This is a genomic window from Enterobacter sichuanensis (assembly GCF_009036245.1).
Taxonomy (GTDB): Bacteria; Pseudomonadota; Gammaproteobacteria; order Enterobacterales; family Enterobacteriaceae; genus Enterobacter; species Enterobacter sichuanensis.
The window spans coordinates 986008-1001458 of record NZ_CP027986.1 but is presented as its reverse complement, the minus strand read 5'-3'; the positions used below and the strand labels follow the sequence as shown (position 1 = coordinate 1001458).

14 protein-coding genes are annotated in these 15451 nt (G+C 55.4%); 5 read left to right on the top strand and 9 right to left on the bottom strand.

Annotation, left to right across the window (positions count from 1 at the left end; all coding sequences use genetic code 11):
• Window positions 1-52: 52 nt before the first annotated feature.
• Window positions 53-1153 carry a D-alanine--D-alanine ligase gene (ddlA, locus tag C1N69_RS04610; RefSeq protein WP_095441172.1) on the top strand — a complete coding sequence of 367 codons (1101 nt, stop codon included), beginning with the start codon at window positions 53-55 and terminating at the stop codon, window positions 1151-1153.
• On the opposite strand, the gene C1N69_RS04605 is transcribed toward ddlA, so the two are convergent.
• Complete coding sequence (locus C1N69_RS04605; protein WP_155030757.1) at window positions 1150-1386, bottom strand: DUF2754 family protein; 237 nt, start codon at window positions 1384-1386, stop codon at window positions 1150-1152. The two genes, ddlA and C1N69_RS04605, sit on opposite strands and share 4 nt — an antisense overlap.
• 249 nt (window positions 1387-1635) lie before the next feature.
• Here C1N69_RS04605 and C1N69_RS04600 point away from each other — a divergent pair, with 249 nt between their 5' ends.
• Window positions 1636-1935 carry a DUF2755 family protein gene (locus C1N69_RS04600; protein ID WP_025756226.1) on the top strand — a complete coding sequence of 100 codons (300 nt, stop codon included), beginning with the start codon at window positions 1636-1638 and terminating at the stop codon, window positions 1933-1935.
• Here C1N69_RS04600 and C1N69_RS04595 read toward each other — a convergent pair.
• The 3 genes from C1N69_RS04595 to C1N69_RS04585 form a co-directional block, all read right to left on the bottom strand.
• Window positions 1932-3029: a DUF1615 domain-containing protein gene (locus C1N69_RS04595; protein ID WP_155030756.1), complete on the bottom strand. Its 1098-nt coding sequence runs from the start codon at window positions 3027-3029 to the stop codon at window positions 1932-1934. The two genes, C1N69_RS04600 and C1N69_RS04595, sit on opposite strands and share 4 nt — an antisense overlap.
• A gap of 14 nt (window positions 3030-3043) precedes the next feature.
• Entirely contained in the window at window positions 3044-4264 is a 1221-nt protein-coding gene (sbmA, locus tag C1N69_RS04590; RefSeq protein WP_059385573.1) for a peptide antibiotic transporter SbmA, read from the bottom strand.
• Window positions 4265-4378: 114 nt separating this feature from the next.
• Complete coding sequence (locus C1N69_RS04585; RefSeq protein ID WP_095441174.1) at window positions 4379-4912, bottom strand: cysteine hydrolase family protein; 534 nt, start codon at window positions 4910-4912, stop codon at window positions 4379-4381.
• A 203-nt stretch (window positions 4913-5115) separates the two neighbouring features.
• On the opposite strand from C1N69_RS04585, the gene ampH reads away from it, so the two are divergent.
• Window positions 5116-6276, top strand: a complete 1161-nt coding sequence (ampH, locus tag C1N69_RS04580) for a D-alanyl-D-alanine-carboxypeptidase/endopeptidase AmpH (RefSeq protein ID WP_155030755.1) — start codon at window positions 5116-5118, stop codon at window positions 6274-6276.
• A 2-nt stretch (window positions 6277-6278) separates the two neighbouring features.
• Here the strand turns inward: ampH and C1N69_RS04575 are convergent, their stop codons facing one another.
• A complete protein-coding gene (locus C1N69_RS04575; RefSeq protein ID WP_059385570.1) occupies window positions 6279-6902 on the bottom strand; it encodes a helix-turn-helix domain-containing protein in 624 nt (207 codons plus the stop codon).
• 93 nt (window positions 6903-6995) lie between these two features.
• Window positions 6996-9752 carry an autotransporter outer membrane beta-barrel domain-containing protein gene (locus tag C1N69_RS04570; RefSeq protein WP_155030754.1) on the bottom strand — a complete coding sequence of 919 codons (2757 nt, stop codon included), beginning with the start codon at window positions 9750-9752 and terminating at the stop codon, window positions 6996-6998.
• A 431-nt stretch (window positions 9753-10183) separates the two neighbouring features.
• On the opposite strand from C1N69_RS04570, the gene hemB reads away from it, so the two are divergent.
• Together hemB and olsF are read left to right on the top strand one after the other, a co-directional pair.
• On the top strand, window positions 10184-11158 hold the full coding sequence (gene hemB / locus C1N69_RS04565) for a porphobilinogen synthase (RefSeq protein WP_025756233.1): 975 nt from the start codon (window positions 10184-10186) through the stop codon (window positions 11156-11158).
• A 72-nt stretch (window positions 11159-11230) separates the two neighbouring features.
• On the top strand, window positions 11231-12931 hold the full coding sequence (olsF, locus tag C1N69_RS04560; RefSeq protein WP_155030753.1) for a bifunctional ornithine lipid synthase OlsF: 1701 nt from the start codon (window positions 11231-11233) through the stop codon (window positions 12929-12931).
• A 79-nt stretch (window positions 12932-13010) separates the two neighbouring features.
• Here the strand turns inward: olsF and tauD are convergent, their stop codons facing one another.
• From tauD to tauB, 3 genes are read right to left on the bottom strand one after another with little or no spacing between them, the layout of a single operon-like run.
• Window positions 13011-13862 carry a taurine dioxygenase gene (gene tauD / locus C1N69_RS04555; RefSeq protein ID WP_095452282.1) on the bottom strand — a complete coding sequence of 284 codons (852 nt, stop codon included), beginning with the start codon at window positions 13860-13862 and terminating at the stop codon, window positions 13011-13013.
• The gene (tauC, locus tag C1N69_RS04550; RefSeq protein ID WP_047957848.1) at window positions 13859-14686 is read right to left on the bottom strand and encodes a taurine ABC transporter permease TauC; all 828 of its coding nucleotides are present in this window, start codon (window positions 14684-14686) and stop codon (window positions 13859-13861) included. The genes tauD and tauC overlap by 4 nt, the downstream gene beginning before the upstream one ends.
• Window positions 14683-15450, bottom strand: a complete 768-nt coding sequence (gene tauB, locus C1N69_RS04545; RefSeq protein ID WP_025756237.1) for a taurine ABC transporter ATP-binding subunit — start codon at window positions 15448-15450, stop codon at window positions 14683-14685. Before tauB ends, tauC begins: the two co-directional genes overlap by 4 nt.
• Window position 15451 lies beyond the last annotated feature (1 nt).

The following is a 15451-nucleotide window of genomic DNA, read 5'->3' as shown; positions in this document are numbered from 1 at the left end:
GCCGGGCATCGTGGTATGTTATTGGCTTTTCGTCAGACTGGAAGAGAGTGAGATGGCTAAGCAGCGCGTAGGTATTGTCTTTGGGGGAAAATCAGCGGAGCACGAAGTTTCATTGCAATCGGCCAAAAATATCGTCGATGCGATCGATAAAAGCCGTTTCGACGTGGTGCTGCTGGGCATTGATAAACAGGGTCAGTGGCACGTTAACGATGCCAGCCAGTATCTGCTGAATGCCCACGATCCGGCGCATATCGCCCTTAATCCTTCGGAAATTAGCGTCGCCACCGTACCCGGCGTCGTGAAGGGACAACTCATCGACGCAGGCAATGCGCAGGCTCTCGCCCAGATTGACGTTGTTTTCCCAATCGTTCACGGCACCCTTGGCGAAGATGGTTCCCTGCAGGGAATGCTGCGCATGGCCAACCTGCCGTTCGTCGGCTCGGATGTTCTCGGTTCCGCCGCCTGCATGGACAAAGACGTCACCAAACGCCTGCTGCGCGATGCCGGGCTGAATATTGCGCCGTTCGTCACCCTGACCCGCGCCAACCGCGACAAACACAGCTTCGCGCAGATTAGCGAACAGCTGGGTCTGCCGCTGTTTGTGAAGCCGGCCAACCAGGGTTCCTCCGTGGGCGTCAGCAAAGTGACAAACGAGGCACAGTTTACCGAGGCCGTCCGTCTGGCGTTTGAGTTCGACCATAAAGTGGTGATTGAGCAGGGCATCAAAGGCCGTGAAATTGAATGCGCCGTTCTGGGCAACGATTTTCCACAGGCGAGCACCTGCGGTGAAGTGGTCTTAAACAGCGACTTTTACTCGTACGACACCAAATACATTGATGACAAAGGCGCCCAGGTCGTTGTACCTGCGGCTATCGATCCGGACATCAACGATAAGATCCGGGCGATCGCCATTCGCGCCTATCAGACGCTCGGCTGCTGCGGCATGGCGCGCGTGGATGTGTTCCTGACGCCGGAAAACGAGGTGGTGATCAATGAAATCAACACGCTGCCGGGCTTCACTAACATCAGCATGTATCCGAAACTGTGGCAGGCCAGCGGCCTGAGCTACTCAGACCTGATCACCCGCCTGATCGAACTGGCGCTGGAGCGTCACGCCGCCGACAGCGCGCTGAAAAGTTCCGTAAACGGTTAATCGACTCTCTTCGCCGTTTCCGTCTCATCCGCTGTCGTCTCTTCAGGACGACGGCGGATAATCAACCCCGCCAGCCAGAAACTGATGACCCAGGTCACCAGCCCAACAGCATAGGTTTGCCACCCTTTTGCCTCAAATCCCAGCAGGCCCACGACACCGTTAAGAATAAAGATGAGCCCGATAGCAAAGGCGTAGTAGTGCCAGTCTCGGCGTAGTTTGGACGTGAGCTTCATAACAACTCCGGCAGGAAAAAAAGACATCCTCTCACAGTTTTACGGTCAGGTCTGTGGCAGATGCGGAAAATCTGAAACGCGACGCAATTTCACTTAAGTGACAAAATTGTGATGTGCTGCAGAAATCGACAATCCAGGAGAATTCCGGCAGGGAAATTACCACGATTCTGATATTGACAAATGCGATGACCTGTCAAACTCACCCCGTAAGACGCGTATTGAAACAGAGTGATATTTTCGGGAGGTCATATGGCTGACTTTACATTGTCGAAACCGATTTTTGGCGGCAAACCAAAAACCTCCACGGCGGGTAATATCGCTTATGCCCTGTTTGTCCTGTTCTGCTTCTGGGCCGGCTCGCAGCTGCTCAATATGCTGGTCCATGCGCCAGGCGTTTATGAACACCTGATGCAGGTCCAGGACAACGGACGCCCGCGGGTTGAGATTGGATTGGGTGTCAGCACCCTGTTCGGTCTGATCCCCTTCCTCGCGGGGTGTATGATTCTCGGCGTGGTGGCGTTAGTTCTGCGCTTTCGCCGTCGCCATTAAAGCCCCATACAGCGAGCCCGGCGGTCATCCACGCGTTTTGCGAACCATGCGGTGGTCAGGTTACGCGTGATCTTCGGGCTTTCCAGCTGGATCCCCGGCAGGATAGCCCTCGGTAGCGTTTTTCCGCTTTTCTTCTCTGCCAGCGCAAACACCTTCCTGTACAGATCCGTTTTCTCAAATGCCAGGCTGTCGCCTTTCTCAAGCTGACGGCGGATGTCGCTATTGCTCATGCCAAGCGTTGTCGATAATTTCCGTACTGCCAGTTCGGTGCTTCCCGCCTCGCTGCTTCCGTAAGCGATGAGATCGCCATCCAGTGCCAGCTTCACGCCGCTTGCGCGGCTGACCGCACTCTGAAATGCCGCATTACGGCTGGCATACCAGCCCGCGTTAAAATCGGCAAAGCGGTACAGCGGCTCATCGTAGTTCGCCGGGTAGTTCAGCAGATGATATGTGCCAAACCACAGTCCACCGCGCAGGGAGAAGACCTCCTGGCGCACCGTGCCGTCGATTTTCCACGGGTAGCCGTCGGTATGCTTCTCTGCGAACGCAATACTCACCTGCATCGGGCCGCCGGTATGCACCGGGTTAAGTGAGCCAAACAGCTTCTGCCCCATCGGCACCATGTTGATGAAATCATCGAAAATGGCGCTGAGCTGTTTTTCGGTTTTCACCGTATCCAGCCGGTCACTGTAGCTTTTGCCGTTCGGCGAGGTGATTTTAAGCGCGGTGTGCACGAGAAATACCGGGATATGCATGGATTCCGCGCGACGGTCGATCTCTTTCCAGGCAATTTTGTTCAGACCCGGCACAACCGGGTCTGACTGATACATCGACTCCTGCTGCGCCACCGCCAGCACCGAGCAGATATTCTCCTCAGTGGGGGCAATCTTTTGGCTTTCAAAGGTTTTTGCCAGAGCATCTGCCCACGCGTTGCGATCCTTCACGCTGGCGGGCATTTTCTGCCGTACCATGCTTGCCACATCGACGGGCTTCTCCCCTTTTTTTAGCGGAGCGGCCCCTTTTTCGGCACAGCCCGCCAGGACGAGGGCGGCCAGTAAGGACAACGGTAACGCGCGCGGTACGGCAAAAGACATAGCAACTCCCTGTATTAGCTAAACGTATTGGTCACTTCCTGCAGGTCACGATCGTCCAGCTCGCGTTCAAAGCTGCGCAGACGTTTGTAGATGGACATCAACTCCACCAGCGTGGTCCAGGAGCTGATCAGGTACTGGAACGACCCGCGAACCTGACCGAAAACATTGGTGATCTGCGTCATCAGACCGAGGGTAATCGTACCCGCAACAATCGACGGAAACAGCAGGAACAAACCGAAAACATTATCCACCTGCAGGTACAAAATACGCGCAATGTTGAAATACATATAGTGGAAGTAGAGACGGAAATAGTTACGACGCACGGCGCCAAACAGCTCGCGGACGGTCGGCGGCGAGGCGCGGCTGGCATCGTCTTCACCGTAAACCAGCTCTTTACGGTATGCGGCTTCGACGCGTTGATTTTTAAACTCCAGTCCCGGCAGTTTGATCCCCACCACCGCCAGCAAACCCGTTCCCATCAGCGACCAGACAATCGCGGCGATCACCAGACCATAAGGCAGATGACCAACAATCGGCAGATCCGGCACGTGCGCCGAGAGCGTTACCAGCACGGGCAGGAAAGCAATCAGCGTCATGATGGCATTGATAAAGCTGACACCCATGTCTTCAAGGGTGGAGGCGAAACGCATGGTGTCTTCCTGCACACGCTGCGCGGCGCCTTCGATATGGCGCAGGTGCTGCCAGTGCGCCATGTAATGTTCGTTCATCGCGGTACGCCAGCGGAAAACGTAGTGGCTGACGAAAAAGTTGTTCATCACGCCGATGACCACCGCAATAAGAGCGATACCGAGGAAGATCCCTACTTCATGGTAGAACTGGTTGATGGTCACCTTATGCGGTGAACTGAGGGCAGTCTGGATCAGATCGTAGAACGGTGCATACCAGGCGTTCACCGCCACGCCCACTTCTACGAGGAACCAGGTCACAAAGATAATCAGCGATGTGCCGAGAATTGACCAGTACTGCCAGCGGTGCGGAGAATAAACAAACCAGAACAGCGCAAACAGCCCCACGCATACCATGTAATAGGCGTAAAACAGCAGGTAGCTCAGCGACCAGAAGCGCGCGGCGCTAATCGGTACTTCGCCCGTCGCGCCGGTAATGCGAGCCAGCCACGCGCCGCCGCCCGCCTGCCAGAAAATGACAGCGATCAGTGCCCAAATAAATGCCGACAGGAAAAAAGGCCCCGGCTTTGGGAAAAAAGACTTAAACATAATGCTTCCTTCTTGTTGTTATGGCTGTTGCTGTGTACAACACATCACCACACGAAAATCTGCCTGAGCCAGTCTCCCGACTCAGGCAAAAAGGTCAGACCCAGGGGTTGATAATTAGTTCGCTTTCCAGTTTTCGAGAATTGTTTCGGTGCGTTTCACCGCGAGAGGATTCGCTGGCGCAATGAAGTTACGCCAGACGTCGTTGTGGTGGTTGATCAGGATCTGTGCTTCTGCAGCCGGGCGGTTGGATGTGGTATGGGCATCCTCTGCGACGGTGATGTGATACCCCCGACTGACGCCGTTCTTGATCGTCGCGTCAACACAATAATCCGTGGCGCAGCCGCAGATCACAAACTCGCGAATGCCCTGCTCACGCAGCAGCGTCTCAAGCCCGGTGTTGTAGAAGGCATCACAGGCGGTCTTCGTCACGTAAAACGCGCCGGCTGGCTGGTCCAGCTCGGGAAGCAGGGCAAACCCTTCGCTCCCCTCCTCAAGCCCACCCTCTTCCGTGTGCTGAATAAAGATGACGGTATCGGCCGCCTGCGTAAGCTGGTTAATACGCGAAACACATATTTCTCGCTGAAGACGAGGGGTCTCAAACACCCCTTGCTGCATATCGACAACCATCACCACACGCTTCTCAGACATACCGTTCTCCGTAAAATTGAGTGACACTGGTGCCTATCATAAGCCCGATGTCACAAAATGGGAGATGGCGCCTGAGTAAATTGTTTATATTTACCCATGGTTACGTTTTTCTCGCTATGTTATGTAATTCGGGGCATTGCGCGACATCGATTAGTAGTATAAATACCCATTACTTTCCTCATTCACTTCATGGATGCTCTTCGTTGAAACGTTGTCTGCTCTTTTTTGCCGCGCTGTGTGCGGTGAGCTTTTCTACCGCCCAGGCAGCCCAACCGCTGACGGCGCCGGTTTTAGCTTCTGATATTGCCGATCGCTACGCGAATTTAATCTATTACGGCAGCGGCGCGACCGGGATGGCGCTGGTCGTGATCGACGGCAACCAGCGAGTATTCCGCAGCTTTGGCGAAACGCGCCCGGGTAATAACGTTCGCCCGCAGCTGGATTCCGTTATCCGCATCGCGTCCTTAACCAAGCTGATGACCAGCGAAATGCTGGTGAAACTCCTCGACCAGGGCGTGGTGAAACTCGACGACCCGCTCAGCAAATATGCGCCCCCGGGCGTGCGGGTACCGACATATCAGGGGACACCGATCCGGCTGGTGAACCTTGCCACCCATACCAGTGCCCTGCCGCGTGAGCAGCCAGGCGGCGCGGCGCATCGTGACGTCTTTGTCTGGCCTACGCGTGACCAGCGCTGGAGTTACCTGAGTACCGCCACGCTGAAGGTGGCGCCAGGTTCGCAGGCCTCTTATTCAAACCTGGCATTTGACCTGCTGGCGGATGCCCTCTCTACGGCGGCCGGCAAACCCTACCCTCAGCTGTTTGAAGAGCAGATCACCCGTCCGCTGGGGATGAAAGACACCACCTTTACCCCTTCCCCGGATCAGTGCCGTCGTCTGATGGTGGCCGAGAAAGGCGCAAGCCCTTGTAATAACACGCTGGCAGCCGTGGGCAGCGGTGGGGTGTATTCCACCCCTGGTGATATGATGCGCTGGATGCAGCAGTTCCTCTCCTCGGATTTCTACACTCGCAACAGCCAGGCCGATCGGATGCAGACCCTGATTTATCAGCGTACGCAGCTGAACCGCGTCATCGGGATGGACGTGCCGGGTAAAGCCGATGCTCTCGGCCTGGGCTGGGTCTATATGGCGCCGAAAAATGGCCGTCCGGGTATTATCCAAAAAACGGGCGGCGGCGGTGGCTTCATTACCTATATGGCAATGATCCCACAGTCAAACGTGGGGGCGTTTGTGGTGGTCACCCGCTCGCCGCATACGCGTTTCGTCAATATGAGTGACGGTATTAATAACTTAGTGGCTGAACTGAGCGCCAATAAAGCCCAGGTGCTCACCGCGTCGAACTGATCTTAATACTCCATGGGCAAGCGGTTGATGCTAACCAGCTTGCCCCGGCTCATGTTGATGTAGTTTCCTTGCCGAAGCGCGGCGAGAACCTCTGCCACCACCGAGCGCGAAATTCGGGTGCTTTGTTGAATATGATTCATTACACCAATTTTTGAGCGCAGCGTTTCATCCCACTCCGCCATATTCAGCAGCATGGCGCGGATCTGGTGGTAGGAATTATTTCCCACCAGTTGCATATCGCGTTTCGCAAGAAGGTAATTTATCCACGATAACCAACTGAAGGCCTCTTTCCAGAGCGCATTCTGTTGTATGAGTTGCCGGGTGGTGTCAGACGATAAATAAAATCCCGTGCAGGGTGTTTTGGCGACCACGTTGTATTTCTGGCAATGTTTAATCATCACGGTGGACAGGCCCAAAATAAATGGCGATTTTGCCATACCCACCAGCAATTCATCAGAATGACGATAAATATCAATTATACCGGTTTGTAATACGATCGTGCGGGGCTCATTACACTCACCAGATAGAATGAATTGTTGTGGCGCAGATTGAAAAGGGGTACTGGCTGCTATCAGACACTGTTCGAGCCGGCTTAATTCAGCAAGTGGTTTCGCATTAACGCTCATGCAGACCTCAAGACATCCGTATTTGTCGGTTCAATATTATTTTTTATTTTTATCGATAAAAAAGCGGGGGATAATTTCCCCCGCTGACAGACATTACCAGGTATATTTCACGCCCACATTGGCGCCCCAGTTCTGGTCAACGTCGCCGCCGCCCAGATAAGTGGCATCCGTGTAAGCACTGAAGTTCTTCGTAAAGCTGAACTGTGTCCCCAGTCCCACGCGCACAGCGGAACCTTCTACGCCGTTATCGATGCTGTCACCGTTAATATCAGCTTTGTTATCAGCGTCATCATAGACCCAGGCCAGTTTGAAGTATGGCGTCAGAGCCTGGTCACCGCTGTAGTTGAAGGTGTATCCCGCATCAAGGCCGAGTTCATAACGCAGGCTATCGTAAGATTGCCCGTCAACGCGCATGTCGTTACTCAGACGGTAATCATCACCCGACTGGAACAGGCCCGAGACGGCAGCGTATGGCGTCACGTAGCCAGACAGGTTGGGTTTCCAGTCATAGCCCAGTTTCATTCCAAAGCCTACCGCATCTGTCGTGGTATTACCGTCCACGTACTGACCGTTGCTCATATTTGCGGAAAGATCATTATTGAAACGGGTATAGCTCAGGGAGCTGTCGAGGAACATATCGTTCGCAAACTTCGCTGAGGCATAGATCATCGCCGTCTGGCTATCCTGATCAACCTGACCGGTACGATCGCTGATATCCCCCTTCGCGAACCCTGCCGCGCCACCGACGATCCACTTCGCGTTATTACCGTCGATCTGCGTATCCAGACCCACCATAATGCCGCTGACGTCCTGATCGTAGCTGATAACGCCGTTGTCACCGTCGAAGTTGCCGCCAAAGTAGCTCACCCACGCCCCGCCGTTATCCGCCAGACCGTGACGGCTGTTGGTCAGACGCGTCCCTACGGTATCCTGCTGCAGGTTCCAGATGTTGGTATTAGCAGAAGGAATGCTCAGCGCCATATTGGCGTAGTCGGTTAGCTCTTTCTGCTGCAGAACGACAGTGTCCCCCTGCTGCTTCGCCTGATAGGTATAAGCCCCTAAATCGGCTTTGTTGGCGGCAGTGAAGCTGGCCGCTGTATCCGCGTTATTGTCATAGACACGGACGATCTCTCTGTTTTTGTAATCGGCAACGGAACCGGCCCCTGTCGCATCGTCGATACGCACCTTGTAGTTGCCTGCGACATCACCGTTCACCGCCAGATGGCCGTCAGAATTCAGCGCCACAACACCATAGTCGTAATCGGCTTTGTGCGTATCGTTAGTGGTATAGCGTGCGTTGTTCAGATCGCTGTTCAGCACGTAATCACGGCTGGCTACATTCAGCACACCGCCATCGGTCAGTACCATATTGTGCGTATCAACCTGGCCCAGACCCAGTGCCAGCTCAGCACCGTTATCGACGGTGATGGTGTTGGCATACAGCTCAGCCGTTTCTTCCGTGAGTGCCGCACGGCTATAGCTGTCCAGATACAGATGGTCGGTCGCCACGCCACCGCTGTCGCCCACGTTCAATGATGAGGCATTGGTCAGAGTGATGGTATCCGCCAGCAGGCCAGAATTTTCAACATTCACCTGCGACTGGTTGTTTACCTTCAACGTATCGATATTCGACTGCTTACGGGTATCCCACTCAGAGCCGTTATCCAGCGTGACGTTAAACAGACCGCTCTGATAAACATCCTCACCTGCAACGTGACCGTTGCTGTCGTAGATGGAATCAGGCCAGATACTGTTCGGAGAGAGTGCTCGCCAGTCAACATTGCTGTATCCCTGGCCATACATTTGTGACGTGCTGATGGCTTCCACGCTGGACTGCGCAGCACCTACCCATTTGCTGCCGTTGGTCAGCGTGACATCCAGCTTGTCGGTACCATCCCAGCCGTTGGTGGTTGGGTTATACACGCCGTCTGCGGTGGTATCGGTTACTGGATCCCCGTTCTCGTAGAAGTTGTTGTCAAAGGTGCTGGTGAAGAGGATATCGCCCGTCACGGTGGAGTGATCAAACGTCGCGGTGGTTTGCATCGCGTTGTCAGACGCACCAGCAGTAACGATCAGCGCCGCATCATCTGACGCGGTGGCATTATTCTCACCATAATCACTCGGCTTCGCTGTCTGTCCGTAGAACCCGCTGGTGCCCAGATCGCTGTATGCGCCAGACGTCAGAACAGAGTCTTTTACCACCAGGGTATTGGTGAAGACATTGCTGCTGTTGGCCACCCCTTCAACGTTATCATACGGTGTGTTGTCTCGCTCCTGCGTTCCCTGCGTCAGCGTAATACCCGCTATGTGGGAATTATTCTGAATGACAATATCCGATTCAACATCAAGCGTGATGGCATTACCCAGCGCGTAAGTATCCAGAGAGTGCGCTTCAGTGCTATTACCGTCAACCACATCATAAGCATAGTGCTCATAGGCATCGTTGATGGTCGTGTTATCCACCGTCAGGCTAAAGCGATCGTACTGAGTTCCATCATGTTCGGTACAAGTGGTATCCATGCAGGCAGAAGTGATCATGCCATTAATCGTGCTGTTAGATATACTCAGCGAATGCGTTTGTCCATTAGCACCATCGTTCAGATGGTACGTTGAAATAACGCCATTCACGGTGGATTTATTAATCACCGGATAAATATCACCGTCATGGCTGTCACCAGCGTAATCCCAGTCAGCATACCCATAATACCAGGGTGTCGTCACGGTATTATCATATCCATAAATATTATATGTCGTGCCGGAAATATCTTTCGCATTGGCCTGAGAAGCGATAGCCAGGGTACAGGCTAATGCAAGTTGAGATACAACCAGTTTCTTTTTCCATGTTTGCATTGGGTCATCCCTCCTCAGGGACGTAAGCAAGTTTGTCCATCAAATCATTTGGCAATATTTTATTGCGCAGCGAATTATGCATTTTCATTTCGAAAAGGTTCAATGAATGATTCAATTAAGTCCGGATACAGACAAACAGCATCAAAAACGGGTAAACAAACACGACAAAACAGTCACATGGGAAATAAACACCATAATCACAGGGAATATTTTAAAGAATAAAAAATCATTATTTATGATATATCTATTTCAATACAGAAATTTCACCAATACTTCACGCCGTTAAAACCGCGCTTTTCTCGTTATATAAAGTCATCGCCTGAAACATCGCAGAGCGCATTTCGCATTAACAAAAAGCCCACTTTCGTAAAACCACAGCCGCCACTTTGATGTACACTAGCCCTCTTTGTTCCACAAACATCAGGCATACCATGACCGATTTAATTGCACGCCCCCGCCGCCTGCGCAAGTCACCTGCACTGCGCGCCATGTTTGAAGAGACAACCCTGACCTTAAACGATCTGGTGTTGCCGATTTTTGTCGAAGAAGAGATTGATGACTACAAGGCCATCGAAGCCATGCCTGGCGTGATGCGCATTCCTGAGAAACATCTGGCGCGTGAGATCGAACGTATCGCCAACGCGGGGATCCGCTCGGTGATGACCTTCGGCATCTCCCACCATACCGACGCGACCGGCAGCGACGCGTGGAAAGAGGATGGCCTCGTCGCCCGCATGTCGCGGATCTGCAAAGAGACCGTGCCGGAAATGGTGGTGATGTCCGACACCTGCTTCTGCGAATATACCTCGCACGGCCACTGCGGCGTGCTGTGCGATCATGGCGTGGATAACGATGCCACCCTGTTGAACCTGGGCAAGCAGGCTGTCGTCGCGGCCGCTGCAGGAGCCGATTTCATCGCCCCTTCTGCCGCGATGGACGGACAGGTTCAGGCAATTCGCCAGGCTCTGGATGCGGCGGGCTTTACCGACACCGCCATCATGTCCTACTCCACCAAATTTGCCTCTTCCTTCTACGGCCCGTTCCGTGAAGCTGCCGGTACCGCGCTGAAGGGCGATCGTAAAACCTATCAGATGAACCCGCTGAACCGTCGGGAAGCGATCCGCGAATCCCTGCTTGATGAAGCCCAGGGTGCTGATTGCCTGATGGTGAAACCGGCTGGCGCGTATCTGGATATTCTGCGCGACATCCGCGAGCGTACTGAGCTGCCGCTGGGCGCTTACCAGGTCAGCGGTGAGTACGCGATGATCAAATTCGCCGCGCTGGCGGGTGCGATTGACGAAGAGAAAGTGATCCTGGAAAGCCTGGGGGCGATCAAACGCGCGGGTGCGGATCTGATCTTCAGCTACTTCGCACTGGATCTGGCTGAGAAAAAAATCCTCCGCTAATCTTCACCAAACTGCAATACAACCGACATCTCCTCCTTCTACTGTCTGGGCAAGACGGCAGGAGGAGTGACCATGTTTAGCCTCGATAGCGTTCTCGACGATCTTTGGCCTCAGGCGAGGCCTGCACCCTGGCAAAAAAGTCTGTTAAAAAGACTGTTTTACGAAGACGAATTTCAGCAGTTTGCCGCCGCCCACCGCCACCTGAAAGGGCTGGATATGGTGGAGCAGGTTCTGGAACACCTTGATATCGTCTGCACCATTTCCGCCCGCGACCTCGAACAAATCCCCGAACATGGCCCGCTGGTCATTATTGCCAACCACCCGACAGGGACGCTGGACGGGCTGGCGTTGCTGTACGCCGTCTCCCGCGTGCGGCGTGACGTTAAAGTCGTCACTAACCGGATGCTGACCCACCTTGAGCCCCTCAGCTCGCTGTTTATTCCGGTGGACAATATGGGCGGCAGGACGGCGAAAACGTCTCTGGTGCAGATGGAACAGCATCTGCAAAATGCGGGCGTGCTGATCTTCTTCCCGGCGGGCGAAGTCTCTCGCCCCACGCGCAAAGGCATTCGCGATAAAAAATGGCACCCAGGATTTATTAAACTCGCCGGCAAGCTGCGCGTCCCGCTGCTTCCGGTGCATATTCAGGCCCACAACAGCCTGCTCTTTTATGCCAGCACGCTGGTCTCCCCGACGCTGTCGATGCTGCTGCTGATGCAACAGATGTTCCGCCGCCGTCACAGCCAGCTGCCGATAAAAATCGGCCAGCAGATTGCGTGGCATCACTGGCATAGCGCCACCCTTTCGTCGCGTGAGATGGCCGAGCAGTGTCGTCAGCACGTGATGCGTCTTGGCAAGGGAGTGCCTGGCATTTTTAAAACTCAGTGCGCCATTGCCCGTCCGGAAGATCGTGCCACCCTGAAACGCGCGCTGGCGCAGGCCGAATGTCTGGGCAAAACCAGTGACGGTAAAACGATCTATCTTTGGCAGCGCAACGGTCAGGAAGATGCCCCGCTCTTGCGCGAACTGGGCCGTCTGCGCGAGATTGCTTTTCGCGCGGTGGAAGAAGGGAGCGGTAAACGTCGGGACACTGACCGTTACGATGATGATTATCTGCACCTGATCCTCTGGGATGATGAGGATCTGGAGATCGTCGGCGCATATCGCTTTATGCCGACCGCCAGCCAGGTTGAACGTCGCGGTCTGGAAGGGTTGTACAGCTACAGCCTGTTCCACTACGACGATAAAATGCAGGACGTGCTGGAACATGGCATTGAGCTGGGGCGCAGCTTTATTCAGCCGCGCTACTGGGGTCGCCGCGGCCTGGATTATTTATGGTCCGGCATTGGGGCTTACCTGGCGCGCTATCCGCACTATCGCTACCTGTTTGGCCCGGTCTCCATTTCCGGCGGCTTACCGCCTGCCGCACGGGATCTGCTGGTGGCCTTTTACCGCCTGTGGTTCCCGGCGACGCATCCGCTCGCCGCGTCACGTCAGCCTTACCCGGCCTCCCTGCCGGACGTTCTGGCGCAGTTTGGCGGCGTGGATTACGTGGACGATCTGACGAAGCTGAAATCCCTGCTCGGCAATCTTGGCTGCGGTATTCCGCCGCTCTACAAGCAGTATTCCGAGCTTTGCGAACCCGGCGGCGTGCAGTTTATTGATTTTGGCAGCGACCCGTCGTTCAACGACTGCGTCGACGGGCTGGTGCTGGTGGATTTGTGTTATCTCAAGGCGAACCGCTATCAGCGGTATATTGAGGCGCACCTTTAACCCCATTGCCCGGTGGCGCTACGCTTACCGGGCCTACAATCAAACGTAGGCCGGGTAAGGCAACGCCGCCACCCGGCAATCAAGATGCACGGTAAAACGGTTTATCCCCTAAAATCGTCGCCCGCTGCATAATCCGCCGCTGGGGCAGATAGTCTGCATTGGCATAGTGCTGCGTCACGCGGTTATCCCAGATTGCCAGATCGTTCTCCTGCCAGCGCCAGCGCACCTGGAACTCCGGTTTGGTGATATGCGCGAACAGGAAGTTTAACAGCGCCTCACTCTCTTTTTCCGTCACGTCCACAATGCGCGTCGTGAACCCTTCGTTCACAAACAACGCCTGCTTGCCCGTCACCGGATGGGTGCGCACCACCGGGTGCAGCAGCGGCGGATGTTTCGCTACCGCCTCCTGCCAGCGCTGATGTTCCGCCTCGGTTTTCCGGTACTTGTATTCCGGGAACGACTTTTTGAAGTCATGCTCCGCCCGCAGGCCGCTCAGCAACGTCCGGAACGGTGCCGACAGCGCCTCATAAGCCGCGATACCGCTGGTCCACAGCGTATCGCCTCCCGTTTCCGGCAGCTGCTTCGCCGCCAGAATCGCCCCGGCCGGTGGCGTCTCGATAAAGGTCACATCGGTATGCCAGTTATCGTTATCCGGCGGGTTATCGTTGTGGGTATCCAGGACGATAATCTCCTCTACCCCTTCGGCATGCGGATAAACCGGATGAATATGCAGATCGCCAAAGCGCAGGGCCAGCGCACGCTGCTGCTGCGGGGTGATCGCCTGCTCACGCAGGAATACAACCTGATGGCGCAGCACCGCATGGTACAACTGCTCGAACTGGTTATCGCTCAGGGGACGGGTTACATCCAGGCCCGACACCTGCGCGCCAATAAACGGCCCCAGTGGGGTAATGGTCAGACGTTCACTCATTGTATTTCTCCATGCCAGGGCGTCAGACGGCGCTGTAACGCGCGCAGCCCCAGTTCTAATCCGAAGGCGATCACGGCGATCACCGCGATCCCTGCCAGCACCACGTCAGTCGCCAGAAACTCTCCCGCCGACTGCACCATAAACCCTAATCCCCGCGTGGCGGCGATCAGCTCAGCCGCCACCAGCGTTGACCAGCCCACGCCAAGTCCAATGCGTAACCCGGTTAAAATCTCCGGCAGCGCGCCCGGTAAAATCACGAACAGCAGCACTTGCGTTCGGCTGGCACCCAGCGACTGAGCCGCGCGGATCCTTACCTGCTGGGCGCTTTTCACCCCCGCTAGAGCGGACATGGCAACCGGGGCAAAAATCGCCAGATAGATCAGCAGGATCTTTGACGTTTCACCAATACCGAACCAGATCACCATCAGCGGCAGATACGCCAGTGGCGGCACCGGGCGGTAAAGCTCAATCAGCGGGTCAAGAATACCGCGCACCGTCGGGCTTAACCCCATCGCGATGCCGACCGGAATACCCAGCACCACCGCCGCCAGCAGCGCCACCAGAATGCGCGTCAGGCTTGCGCCGAGATGCTGCCAGAGGGTGGCATCCATAAAACCCTGCGGCCCGGCGATGGTAATCAGTTTGGCCAGCACCTGTCCCGGCGGCGGCAGGAACAGCGGGCTGACCCACGCCTGCGCGGCAACCAGCCACCACACCGCGAGTAACGCCAGCAACGTGCCCACGCTGAGCGTGATCTGGCGGGAGAACGGCCAGCGTAAGCTGAGGCGCGTGCGGCGCGTTTTTTCACTGAAGACAATGCTCATGAGAAAGCCTCCCGTTGGTCAAACACGCGGCTTAAGACGTATTCACGCTGTTCAATAAACAGCGGATCGGATTTGATGCTGCGCACGGGTTCCCCCGCAACGTAGCGGCGGGCAAAATCCAGCGGTAAGCGCTCCCGCACGCGACCCGGCCCCGGTGATAGCAGCACCAGTTCGGTGGCCATAAATACCGCCTCTTCAATATCATGGGTGATCAGCAGCACCTGCTTGCCCGTTTCATGCCACAGGCGTAAAAGCAGGGTTTGCATCTGTTCCCGGGTGAACGCATCCAGCGCGCCGAACGGTTCATCCAGCAGTAACAGCTGCGGGTTGGCCGCCAGCGCGCGGGCAATGCCGACCCGCTGGCGCTGGCCGCCGGAAAGCTGCCAGATAAACCGCTTTTCGGCCCCTTCGAGCCCCACTTTTTTCAGCATCTCCCGTGCGATGGCCAGCCTTTTTTCACGACTGACGCCCGCAAGCTGCAGCCCAAATGCCACGTTTTCCTGCACGTTGCGCCAGGGGAGAAGCCCTTCGTTCTGGAAGACCACGCCGCGCTCGGCGCCCGGGCCCTCCACCCTTTTGCCTTCCAGTTGAATGGTGCCATGCTGATACGGTACAAACCCGGCGATCAGATTCAGCAGCGTGGTTTTCCCGCACCCGGACGGACCCAGCACCACCAGCAACTCCCCGCTGTCCAGCGTCAGGTTGATCTCCTCCAGCGCGGGTTTACCACCGTAATCGGCAGACAGATTTGTAATATTCAGCATG

Bases quoted from the DNA above. Each gene is read 5' to 3' on its own strand.
- ddlA (WP_095441172.1), top strand. From the start codon at position 53: ATGGCTAAGCAGCGCGTAGGTATTGTCTTTGGGGGAAAATCAGCGGAG.
- C1N69_RS04605 (WP_155030757.1), bottom strand. From the start codon at position 1,386: ATGAAGCTCACGTCCAAACTACGCCGAGACTGGCACTACTACGCCTTT.
- C1N69_RS04600 (WP_025756226.1), top strand. From the start codon at position 1,636: ATGGCTGACTTTACATTGTCGAAACCGATTTTTGGCGGCAAACCAAAA.
- C1N69_RS04595 (WP_155030756.1), bottom strand. From the start codon at position 3,029: ATGTCTTTTGCCGTACCGCGCGCGTTACCGTTGTCCTTACTGGCCGCC.
- sbmA (WP_059385573.1), bottom strand. From the start codon at position 4,264: ATGTTTAAGTCTTTTTTCCCAAAGCCGGGGCCTTTTTTCCTGTCGGCA.
- C1N69_RS04585 (WP_095441174.1), bottom strand. From the start codon at position 4,912: ATGTCTGAGAAGCGTGTGGTGATGGTTGTCGATATGCAGCAAGGGGTG.
- C1N69_RS04575 (WP_059385570.1), bottom strand. From the start codon at position 6,902: ATGAGCGTTAATGCGAAACCACTTGCTGAATTAAGCCGGCTCGAACAG.
- C1N69_RS04570 (WP_155030754.1), bottom strand. From the start codon at position 9,752: ATGCAAACATGGAAAAAGAAACTGGTTGTATCTCAACTTGCATTAGCC.
- hemB (WP_025756233.1), top strand. From the start codon at position 10,184: ATGACCGATTTAATTGCACGCCCCCGCCGCCTGCGCAAGTCACCTGCA.
- olsF (WP_155030753.1), top strand. From the start codon at position 11,231: ATGTTTAGCCTCGATAGCGTTCTCGACGATCTTTGGCCTCAGGCGAGG.
- tauD (WP_095452282.1), bottom strand. From the start codon at position 13,862: ATGAGTGAACGTCTGACCATTACCCCACTGGGGCCGTTTATTGGCGCG.
- tauC (WP_047957848.1), bottom strand. From the start codon at position 14,686: ATGAGCATTGTCTTCAGTGAAAAAACGCGCCGCACGCGCCTCAGCTTA.
- tauB (WP_025756237.1), bottom strand. From the start codon at position 15,450: ATGCTGAATATTACAAATCTGTCTGCCGATTACGGTGGTAAACCCGCG.